The organism is Oleiphilus sp. HI0117 (assembly GCF_001635235.1).
Genome location: NZ_LWGA01000726.1, coordinates 1 through 10,420 on the forward strand (window position 1 = coordinate 1; position 10,420 = coordinate 10,420).

Genomic DNA, 10,420 nt, shown 5'->3' on the forward strand with positions numbered 1-10,420 from the left:
AGCACTTCTGTTCATTGAAACAAACGATTACGCAAGCTTACCCGATAATGTTAAGTCCTTCATATTGCTTAAACCTTAGCTGCCTATACTGATAGTTCTTTCGGGAATATAGAGACTCTGACTATGAGAACATTACGTTTGACCACGCTTGATAATCAGCGTCAGCGTTTAGAGCGGGAAATAATAGAAACGAAGAAAAAGATTGTAGCAGCTAATGAGGGCGCGTTTCCTGACCTGGGTTTAGTTAAGCAATTGAGAGATTCTATTGAGCGAAATATGCAACTTATTTCAATGATTGATCAGCATCGACCCGCAAGAATCTCTAAGCTGAAAGCGAAGGTGATTTAGGGTAAGTGTAAAACTTACCCTGATTCACAAAAACAATTACTGTCGCTCAGGAATAGCCGTTCCCTGAAAGATAAACAGCGGTGTGGGCGATGTGTAAATGACGTTGTCATCCTCGTCTAAGAGTGGCTCTCCATCTTCATCTGTCTGGGCAATATACTCATAGCCAGGGTCTTCATAACTGTTAGCGGGGACAGCGACGTTATTTTCCTGATCTTCTTCACTTTGCAGCTCAAAAAGGTCTTTCGAAACATTGTAACTTTCACAGCTCGTTGGATTGTAGATGAGTTGCTCGCGTGTCGGGTTGGGGTTGTCGTCGCCCTGAGGTATTTCTGTTTCTCTATCATCTTCTAAAGCTTTGTAGATGGCAGTACTGAACTTCGATACATAGACGCGAATTTCTGCATTAGGGTAGTCTACCTCTACTTTTAAGCGCTGCAAGTCTGTCAGCGCATCATTACTGCCATCGCCAATTGTGAATGAGTTGGAGATGACAGTATTTCGCTCGTCGGCTTCATCGTGCTCTGTTAGTGAGTCACCATCATCGTCAATAAGGTCGAAGCAAGCAGGGTGCTCGATTTCTTTGGTAATCGAGCCGTCAGGGCATGTGACGACATTTTCTTCATCATCATCGAGGCATGTTTGATTTAATAGGGCGTACCCCAGAGTGCCATATTTTGACTCCAGGTAGTCTTCGTCGACAGTAAGAATTTGGGGTGGTTCTTGATGGATTACCTTGATCTGCCTTACTTTCGCTTCACTGAATCCGGACTCTTTGAAATTTTCAGGCGCGATCCGGTCTAGAGCGGCAAATTGAATTTCATCATCTGTTTCCACAGTCGGATCTTGGTCGAAAGCTATTAGAACGGTTTGATCAACCTTATTATCTATTTCGACAAAGGCTGAAGGGATGTAAGTCAGGTCCAATGAGGCGCTAAACTGATCTAGAATATTGAATGAGTCATCTTCACGGAGAAACTCTATCTGATCATTGCTGTAGGTGCAGTGTCCGTCATCGCTGCTGATTGCGGAGGACATTTGCTCCTTAGCTTCGACGAATGTTTGAACAAGTTTTTCGCTGTCGATGGCAGCAATAAGGTTTTCCATAAAATCTAGGGGGTTGTTTGCTGATTCTACGGTTCCCTCGTCATCTAGTGTGTAGTTCATATCTGCGCTGATCTGTTGCAATATAAAGTCGCGGACGGCTTCCTCGTCAGCTGAAAGGTCAGATAAAATTGGGTTACCACTAGCGTCAATAGATTTAGATTGCAGGCCTTTAAAGCTATTAATGAAGTCCTCAAGGTAAAGTTTGTATTCGCTATTTTCTTCATTTGCGAGTACTTCGTAGCTTTGGTTTTGAACTATCTGCCTTGTTGGCAGATGGGCTTGGCATAGCTGCTCGGTTGTTTGGAAGGTCGGTGTACAGGCCGCGAGTACTGATAGTGCAGAAAGGCCTGCGAGCGTATTTCTTAATAATTTCATTTAAGCTGGGCTCCTAATTTCTGCCAGGTTTTATGAAGTATGTAAGCATCATTTGCAGCGCGGTGCCGAACAAGCTGTAGCTCATCTATAACGCCAGCTCTGATGTCCTGCCATCTATCGATTTGCTCTTCATCGAGAATTGATGAGAGGGAGTCTAGATGGAAGTTGGGTTTGCATTTTGCCGCTTTAAATAGGCGATGAAGCCAAAAACTATCGAAGGCCCAGGCATCGCAATATACATCCCCACTAAGTAGATCATTAAGTTCGCGAACAACCTGGCTAATCTCAGCGCCTTCTTGTTGAAGTTGGTCTTTACTGATTCCATGTATTCGCGCGGCTTTTTCTGACCAGTCTTTCCATAATACGTGCGGTTTGATCAGCCAGCTTCTGGTGCTGCCATCAGCCAGGCAAACACCTACTTCAATAGGGTAGCTGGATAGGAGGTCTAGGCTGGAAGCTTCGAAGTCAATAAAAACAGGGTTGTTGTCGCTAGGCATCTAAGGGTATTCGCGTGAGTAGGTAGTGGGTCGGCTGGTGAAATTGGACGCCGATATAATCCGGCCATATTAATCGTTAAGCAAAGGCTCTGCAATTACTGTACGAGTTTGGTGTGATCTTGACCATAAAAAATTGATTACCACTCGGTTAGTTTCTGTAGAAGTGGGAGTATTTTTATTGATTTGTGTCAATAAATTGGCGCAATTTATGTGTTGGGCCTTGAAAATGTCCAGGCGAGCCTTATCTATGTCATAACGAAGTTTACTGAACTTAGATACTATTGATTCCTTCGGGGGGATAACTTATGAGAATTGATCGTTTGACGAGCCGTTTGCAGGTTGCGATATCAGATGCGCAATCTATAGCCTTGGGAAAGGATCATCAGTTTATAGAGCCGGTGCATTTGATCCAGGTTCTAATTGACCAAAATGGCAGCGTATCCGCCTTATTGAGACAGCTTTCTGTAGATGTAAAACAATTTAGAACTGAGCTTGGTCGTCTGGTTGATGAATTACCGACCGTCGAAGGTGCAGACGGTGATGTGCATATGTCCAACGACCTGGGGCGAATGCTGAACATTGCTGATAAGTTAGCGCAGAAAAAAGGCGATCAGTTTATTTCAAGTGAGATGGTCTTACTTGCTGCGACTGGTGATAAAGGTGCTTTAGGCGCTTTGATGAAATCTTATAAGGTAGAAAAAGCTGCTTTAGAAGAAGCGATTGACCAGGTGAGAGGAGGTGATGGCGTGAATGATCAAGGGGCTGAGGAAAATAGAGAGGCATTAGATAAATTTACGGTTGATTTGACGGCTAGAGCCGTAGAAGGAAAACTGGACCCGGTTATTGGTCGTGATGATGAGATTCGTCGCACGGTGCAGGTTCTTCAACGTCGACGTAAGAATAACCCCGTTTTGATAGGTGAGCCGGGTGTCGGTAAAACAGCTATTGTCGAAGGTTTAGCTCAACGAATTGTAAACGGTGAAGTACCTGACGGCTTAAAAGATAAGAGAGTCTTGTCCTTGGATATGGGGGCATTGATTGCCGGGGCTAAGTTTCGAGGTGAATTTGAGGAGCGCTTGAAAGGTGTGCTTAATGAGCTGAGTAAGCAAGAAGGGCAGATAATCCTCTTTATCGATGAAATTCATACCATGGTTGGTGCTGGTAAGGCAGAGGGCTCAATGGATGCGGGGAATATGTTGAAGCCTGCACTTTCTCGAGGTGAGCTGCATTGTGTTGGCGCTACTACGCTTGATGAATATCGTGAATATATAGAGAAAGATGCTGCCTTGGAAAGGCGTTTCCAGAAAGTTCTAGTAGAGGAGCCGGTTGTTGAAGATACCATTGCTATTCTGCGCGGTTTGAAAGAGCGTTACGAAGTCCATCATGGGGTAGAAATTACCAATAGTGCAATTATCGCTGCAGCCAAGCTTTCTCATCGCTATATAGCTGATCGCCAATTACCGGATAAGGCGATAGATTTGGTTGACGAGGCAGCAAGCCAAATTCGAATGGAGATGGACTCAAAGCCAGAAGCTTTAGATCGCTTGGAGCGCCGTTTGATTCAAATGAAAATCGAGCGGGAGGCGCTTAAGAAGGAGCAGGATTCTTCATCTAAAAAGAGCCTTGTAGAGCTGAATGAGCAAATTTCTGAACTTGAAAAGGAATTTTCAGATCTGGAAGAAGTCTGGTTGGCAGAAAAGGCAGCTCTGCATGGTTCCCAGAAAGTTAAGAGTCAGTTAGAGCAGGCTAGGGTCGAATTGGAGAGTGCTCGTCGAGAGGGTGACTTGGCATTGATGTCGGAATTGCAGTACGGGAAGATTCCCGAATTGGAGCGCCAGTTGGATATGGCGAGCCAGGCTGAAATGATGGGTATGACCTTATTACGTAATCGAGTGACCGAAGAAGAGATAGCAGAAACAGTATCGAAGTGGACGGGTATTCCGGTCTCAAAAATGCTGGAGGGCGAAAAGGATAAGTTGTTGAGAATGGAAGGTTCTCTGCATGAGCGGGTAATTGGTCAATCTGAAGCAGTGCAAGCGGTATCCGATGCAGTACGTCGTTCTCGTGCGGGTTTGGCTGACCCTAATCGTCCAAATGGCTCCTTTCTATTTTTGGGGCCAACAGGTGTCGGTAAAACCGAACTTTGTAAAGCCTTGGCGAGTTTCCTCTTCGATACTGAAGATGCGATGGTTCGTATCGATATGTCCGAATTTATGGAAAAGCATTCGGTGGCTCGCCTAATTGGCGCTCCTCCTGGATATGTAGGCTATGAAGAAGGTGGCTATTTGACAGAGTCTGTCCGCAGGAGACCCTATTCGGTATTGCTATTGGATGAGGTGGAGAAGGCACACCCGGATGTGTTCAATATCTTGCTTCAGGTATTGGAAGATGGTCGTTTAACTGATGGTCAAGGTCGTACTGTCGATTTCAGGAATACGGTTATTATCATGACGTCTAATTTGGGTTCTGATGTTATCCAGGCTATGGGAATGGAAGGCGCGGGTTATGATCAGATAAAGAATGCTGTCATGGATTCTGTATCGGCTCATTTTAGGCCGGAGTTTATCAACCGTATTGATGAAGTGGTGGTCTTCCATGCTTTGGGAGCCCAGCAAATTCAGGGTATAGCGCAGATTCAATTGAAAGGCTTAAGTAAGCGTTTGTTAGAGCAGGATATTACCTTGGAGTTTGAGGCGGATGCTATGGCTAAGTTGGCCGAAGCCGGGTTTGATCCGGTTTATGGGGCAAGGCCTCTAAAGCGAGCTATACAGCGTTGGGTTGAGAATCCATTGGCTCAGAATTTGTTGGCAGGTGATTATGTGTCGGGTGACACTATAGTAGCGAGAGCTGAAGCAGATGAAATAGTGTTTGAAAAAAGGTAGTAAGGCACCGAGCTTTTGGTATGGTCTAAAGGCTCGGTGTCCTCCGTATTGTATTATTGGCAGTAGTCTTCAATTTGTTTTTGGAAGTTTGCCTTCTTTTCGTTGATCTCTTCAGGGCTTAGGAAGCGGGTGACGCCTTCTTCAACAACTGTTATGCGGCTAGTTTCAGCAATAACTCTAAGGTTTTCTCTGATTGCTTTACATTTTTCTTCAATCTCAATTTTTCTAGCTTCTTCTTGAGCGATCCCTTGTCGAACTTGCATTTCTTTGGCTGTTTTTTCATCGATAGCTTTTGCTTGGTTTTGTGCGCTGGTGCGCTGTGATGCAGTGCTAGTTTTAATTTGAATACTGGTCGACTCGGTATGGTTTGGTTTCTTGTCCGTATAGTGAGTGTTGCCGTTACTATCGACCCATTTATAGACTTCAGCCGAAGTTGCTATGGTTGTAGCACAGCTAATTAAAAGAAAAGCGCAAAGCTTTAAAGTGGTTGTGAATAATGCGCTGTTCAGTGTGAGCGTCATGGTTTCGATTTCCTGTCAGATCATAGAATTTTGGTCAATTGACATTCTAACTATAAACCATAGACGGTTTTTTGGACGAGAAAAGCCGAAAAAATACAAAACTGGGTCAAAAAAATGCAAATTATATTGACTCTAATGATTTAAGTGTCAGAATTACGGGTTGCTTTTTCTAGGGTTTTACAAGTGTCGTTTTTCAACGTTAATCGTTTGACGGTAATAGTATCCCCCAGCGTATTTGAGCTTCTTACTTTGCTTGATAGAAAATGTAAGAGGCAGTGGTAAAACAGGAGTCTAGCATGACATAAAAGTGCTGGACTTTATGGCGAAACTCTACGCCAAATTTACCATCAAAGTAACGCTAGATTGCATCCAGTGCACTTCCAAAAGAAGTGAGAGTTAACTCGGATTAAGCTTCCATAAACTATTTAACAGAAGGTAATTATCGTGGAGCTATTATCTGGCGCCGATATGATTGCTCGTTTTTTACAAGACGAGGGTGTCGAGTACATATACGGTTATCCTGGTGGTGCAGCGCTGCATATTTATGATGCGCTTTTCAGACAGGATAAAGTTGAACATATTTTGGTTCGTCATGAGCAGGCAGCTGTTCATATGGCGGATGGTTACGCGCGAGCGTCTGGTAAGGCGGGTGTCGTGCTCGTTACGTCTGGACCTGGTGCGACGAATACAATTACAGGTATTGCTACAGCCTTTATGGATTCTATTCCAATGGTTGTGCTTTGCGGGCAGGTGCCTTCAACCTTAATTGGTGAAGATGCTTTTCAGGAAACCGATATGATGGGCGTATCTCGTCCTGTTGTTAAGCATAATATGGCTGTAAGGCATGCCTCAGAAATACCAGAGGTCTTGAAAAAGGCTTTCTATATTGCGCAGTCGGGTCGTCCGGGGCCGGTTGTTGTGGATATTCCTAAGGATATGACGGCGCCAAATGAACGTTTTGAATACGTTTACCCCAAAAAGGTGAAGTTGCGTTCTTATACGCCGCCGGTAAGAGGGCATTCTGGTCAGATTAAGAAAGCGGTCGATATGTTATTGGCAGCTAAGCGTCCGGTAATCTATGCGGGTGGTGGTGTTATTCTGGGGCAAGCATCCAAGCAGTTGGTAGAGTTGGTTGAGCGCTTGAATTATCCAGTAACCACAACGCTAATGGGTTTGGGTGCATATCCTGGTACTGGTGAGCATTCTCTGGGAATGCTGGGGATGCATGGTACCTACGAAGCCAATGAGGCAATGCATAATTCCGACTTGGTTTTAGCGGTTGGTGCTCGATTTGATGATCGAGTGACGAATGGCACTGACAAGTTTTGCCCGGGGGCAAGAATTGTTCATATCGATATTGATCCGGCAAATATTGCAAAAACAGTTAAGGTTGATGTGCCAATCGTTGGGCCGGTGGGATCAGTGCTTAATGATATGTTGGCGATTCTGGAGGATGCAGAGGAAACGCCAGATCAAGAGGCTTTGGCTTCTTGGTGGAAGAGTATAGATGGCTGGCGTGCTCGTCACGGTGGTCGCTACGACCCTTCGACCGAGGAAAGCATTAAACCGCAACAAGCGATCGAGGCGATGTATAGAGCGACGAAAGGTGATGCTTACGTTTGTTCTGACGTCGGGCAGCACCAGATGTTTGCAGCTCAGTACTATAAATTTGATAAGCCAAATCGTTGGATTAACTCTGGTGGTTTAGGGACGATGGGTTTTGGTTTGCCAGCGGCAATGGGGATAAAGCTTCATTATCCTAATGAGGAGGTTGTCTGCGTAACGGGTGAAGGCAGTATTCAGATGAATATTCAGGAACTGTCGACCTGTAAGCAATATGACTTGCCGGTGAAGGTTTTAATACTGAACAATCAGGCTTTAGGGATGGTTAAGCAGTGGCAGGATATGAATTATGAATCGCGCCACTCTCATTCGTATATGGAGTCCTTGCCAGATTTTACTAAGTTGGTGGAATCATATGGTCATGTTGGTTTGACTGTCACTAAACTTAGCGAGCTGGATACGACGATGGAGAAGGCTTTTGCGATGAAAGATCGTTTGGTTTTCATCAACGTTTATGTTGATCCGAAAGAGCATGTTTATCCGATGCAAATTGCGCGCGGATCTATGAATGACATGTGGTTAAGCAAAACGGAGAGGACTTAAGCCATGCGTCGAATAATTTCAGTTTTGTTAGAGAATGAGCCGGGAGCTCTGTCGCGTGTTGTAGGGCTGTTTTCACAGCGAAATTATAATATCGAGACATTAACTGTTGCGCCGACGGATGATGGTACGCTGTCTCGTTTAACGGTTACAACTTCAGGCTCCGACAAGGTCATTGAGCAGATTACCAAGCAGCTAAACAAGTTGGTTGAAGTGGTGAAGCTGGTTGATCTGACGGAAGGTGCTCATATAGAGCGCGAGTTGATGTTGGTTAAGATTAAGGCAGCGGGCTCTCAAAGAGCAGAGATTAAGCGTTGTGTTGATATCTTTCGTGGTCAGATAGTGGATGTTACTAGTTCTGCCTATACGGTACAGATCACAGGTAATAGCGACAAGTTGGATGCATTTATTGCTTCGATAGCTGAAGGAAGTGTGCTCGAGGTGGTTCGTTCGGGTGTTTCAGGTATTGCGCGTGGCGAGAAAGTGCTAAGTCTATAGCGTGTTGTTTAGTAAAATTTTAATTAAGCGTCGATTTATTTCGACAAGAGAAAAGTAGAGGATTGTCATGCAGGTTTATTACGATAAAGATTGTGATCTATCGATCATTAAAGGTAAGAAAGTTTCAATTATTGGTTATGGTTCGCAAGGTCATGCTCATGCCTGTAACTTGAAAGATTCTGGTGTTGATGTAACGGTTGGTCTACGTGCAAATTCTTCTTCTGTAGCGAAAGCGGAAGCGCATGGTTTGACTGTTAAGCCGGTTGCTGAGGCTGTCTCTGGTGCTGATGTAGTAATGATTTTGACTCCAGATGAGTTTCAGTCTGTTTTGTACAAAGAAGAAATTGAGCCAAACATTAAGCAGGGTGCTACTCTAGCATTTGCTCATGGTTTTGCTATTCATTATAACCAGGTTGTGCCTCGTGCCGATCTTGATGTTATCATGATCGCTCCAAAAGCGCCGGGCCACACGGTTCGTTCAGAATTTGTGAAGGGCGGTGGTATTCCAGACTTAATCGCTATCTATCAGGATGCAACGGGTAAGGCTAAAGATGTTGCGCTATCTTACGCTTCAGGTGTAGGTGGTGGTCGTACGGGCATTATCGAAACAACTTTCAAAGATGAAACTGAAACTGACTTGTTCGGTGAGCAGGCTGTTCTTTGTGGTGGTGCTGTTGAGTTGGTTAAGATGGGTTTTGAAACGCTTACTGAAGCGGGTTATGCGCCTGAAATGGCTTACTTCGAATGTTTGCATGAATTGAAGTTGATCGTAGACCTTATGTATGAAGGCGGTATCGCCAATATGAACTACTCAATCTCAAACAATGCTGAATACGGCGAGTATGTAACGGGCCCAGAAGTTATTAACGAAGAGTCTCGTGCAGCGATGCGTAATGCGCTTAAGCGTATTCAGAATGGTGAGTATGCGAAAATGTTCATTTCAGAGGGTGCAACAAACTATCCTTCAATGACTGCGTACCGTCGTAACAATGCTGCGCACCCAATCGAGCAGGTTGGTGGTGAGCTTCGTAAGATGATGCCATGGATTAACAAGATTGTTGATAAGAGCAAAAACTAAACATTAGTTGTTTTTGCAGGTAAGATAAGGCGGCTCTCTGGTTTTTCCAGAGAGCCGTTTTTTTATGTTTAATGATGAGAGTTGATGATGAGTGATATGAATTCAGAAAAGCAGGGTGATGTAGAAAAGGAAGAGGTGAGCGAGTCGCCGGCTCATCGTTCAAAGCTGGGGCGAGGGATCTATCTGTTGCCGAACCTGTTTACAACAGCTTCGTTGTTTTCTGGATTCTATGCGATCGTCGCTGCTATGAATGGTCATTTTGATAATGCAGCAATTGCCATCTTTATATCAATGATTCTGGATGGCTTAGATGGTCGTGTGGCGCGTATGACGAATACGCAGAGCGCTTTTGGTGCAGAGTACGATAGTTTGGTCGATATGGTTGCTTTTGGTGTGGCACCCGCTCTTGTCGCGTTTACTATGAATTTGCATACTTTGGGTAATTTGGGGTGGATTGCGACCTTTATCTATGTGGCGGGTGCTGCGTTGCGTCTAGCGCGCTTTAATACACAAATTGATGAGGTGGATAAGCGCTACTTTATAGGGCTTCCAAGCCCTTCGGCGGCGGCAATTGTGGCTGGCTTTGTATGGGCGGCGCATCATTACGAGCAGTCGGGCTGGTTAACTGCGTTAACGATGGTGATAGTTGCGGGTGCAGGGGTGTTGATGGTGAGTAATGTTAAGTATCACTCCTTTAAAGAGTTTGATATGAAAAGAAGGGTTCCGTTTACTACCTTGCTTATTATAGTTCTGGTTTTTGCGGTCATTGCGTTAGAGCCGTCGCTAGTACTGCTTGGGGTCTTTGCTTTATATACTTTATCTGGGCCATTTAATGCGTTACTTGGTCGCAATAAAGTGACTGAAAAGTCTTAATTACATTCGCTAACATAAAAATGTAAAGAAAGTTTGATAAAGGTGTTGACCTAAAGAATCAGCTCTATATAATGCGCACCT

At 44.5% G+C, this 10,420-nt stretch carries 9 protein-coding genes; 6 read left to right on the forward strand and 3 right to left on the reverse strand.

Going from position 1 to position 10,420, the window contains the following annotated elements:
* The first annotated feature begins 123 nt into the window (after positions 1-123).
* Positions 124-348, forward strand: a complete 225-nt coding sequence (locus A3757_RS10920) for a hypothetical protein (RefSeq protein ID WP_068510894.1) — start codon at positions 124-126, stop codon at positions 346-348.
* A 36-nt stretch (positions 349-384) separates the two neighbouring features.
* Here the strand turns inward: A3757_RS10920 and A3757_RS10925 are convergent, their stop codons facing one another.
* Positions 385-1,827: a hypothetical protein gene (locus A3757_RS10925; RefSeq protein WP_068567863.1), complete on the reverse strand. Its 1,443-nt coding sequence runs from the start codon at positions 1,825-1,827 to the stop codon at positions 385-387.
* Positions 1,824-2,324 carry an exonuclease domain-containing protein gene (locus A3757_RS10930; RefSeq protein ID WP_068552795.1) on the reverse strand — a complete coding sequence of 167 codons (501 nt, stop codon included), beginning with the start codon at positions 2,322-2,324 and terminating at the stop codon, positions 1,824-1,826. The genes A3757_RS10925 and A3757_RS10930 overlap by 4 nt, the downstream gene beginning before the upstream one ends.
* A 305-nt stretch (positions 2,325-2,629) precedes the next feature.
* Here A3757_RS10930 and clpB point away from each other — a divergent pair, with 305 nt between their 5' ends.
* Positions 2,630-5,206, forward strand: a complete 2,577-nt coding sequence (clpB, locus tag A3757_RS10935; RefSeq protein ID WP_068634314.1) for an ATP-dependent chaperone ClpB — start codon at positions 2,630-2,632, stop codon at positions 5,204-5,206.
* 53 nt (positions 5,207-5,259) lie between these two features.
* Here clpB and A3757_RS10940 read toward each other — a convergent pair whose 3' ends face one another.
* The gene (locus A3757_RS10940; protein WP_082865037.1) at positions 5,260-5,727 is read right to left on the reverse strand and encodes a DUF4124 domain-containing protein; all 468 of its coding nucleotides are present in this window, start codon (positions 5,725-5,727) and stop codon (positions 5,260-5,262) included.
* A 444-nt stretch (positions 5,728-6,171) separates the two neighbouring features.
* On the opposite strand from A3757_RS10940, the gene A3757_RS10945 reads away from it, so the two are divergent.
* The 4 genes from A3757_RS10945 to pssA all read left to right on the forward strand — a co-directional run bounded on the left by A3757_RS10945 (position 6,172) and on the right by pssA (position 10,339).
* Positions 6,172-7,893 carry an acetolactate synthase 3 large subunit gene (locus A3757_RS10945; RefSeq protein WP_068510902.1) on the forward strand — a complete coding sequence of 574 codons (1,722 nt, stop codon included), beginning with the start codon at positions 6,172-6,174 and terminating at the stop codon, positions 7,891-7,893.
* Between the two features lie 3 nt (positions 7,894-7,896).
* The gene (gene ilvN / locus A3757_RS10950; RefSeq protein WP_068510904.1) at positions 7,897-8,388 is read left to right on the forward strand and encodes an acetolactate synthase small subunit; all 492 of its coding nucleotides are present in this window, start codon (positions 7,897-7,899) and stop codon (positions 8,386-8,388) included.
* A gap of 67 nt (positions 8,389-8,455) precedes the next feature.
* A complete protein-coding gene (gene ilvC / locus A3757_RS10955) occupies positions 8,456-9,466 on the forward strand; it encodes a ketol-acid reductoisomerase (RefSeq protein WP_068510906.1) in 1,011 nt (336 codons plus the stop codon).
* 87 nt (positions 9,467-9,553) lie between these two features.
* Positions 9,554-10,339 (forward strand): CDP-diacylglycerol--serine O-phosphatidyltransferase, encoded by a 786-nt coding sequence (gene pssA, locus A3757_RS10960; RefSeq protein ID WP_197470003.1) that lies wholly within the window; start codon positions 9,554-9,556, stop codon positions 10,337-10,339.
* Positions 10,340-10,420: the final 81 nt, after the last annotated feature.